This window comes from Halorubrum sp. SP3, assembly GCF_005435195.1.
Classification (GTDB): domain Archaea; phylum Halobacteriota; class Halobacteria; order Halobacteriales; family Haloferacaceae; genus Halorubrum; species Halorubrum sodomense.
This window is the reverse complement of record NZ_SGTU01000096.1, coordinates 1,108-1,324: the sequence shown is the minus strand read 5'-3', so window position 1 is coordinate 1,324 and position 217 is coordinate 1,108. Positions and strand designations below refer to the sequence as shown.

Here is a 217-nt window from a genome sequence, read left to right as displayed (position 1 = left end):
CGCGATATTTCGGATCTCTCGCGGAGTTTGTCCGTTACGGAGACGATGACCGAGCCACGAACAGACGGGGGCAATCATCCGATCGCGATCGTGATACCCGCGTACAACGAGGCCGCCAGTATTGAATCAGTCCTCGACGCGCTTCCGGACCACATTCGTGGCTATCCCATTGAGGCGATCGTCGTCTCGGACGGTTCCGACGACGACACCGCGACCC

Annotated in this window: 1 protein-coding gene; it reads left to right on the top strand. The window is 59.9% G+C overall.

The annotated features are described in order from the left end of the window. A partial coding sequence (locus EXE42_RS19430; protein ID WP_206750731.1) for a glycosyltransferase occupies window positions 1–217 on the top strand: 217 nt, incomplete at both ends.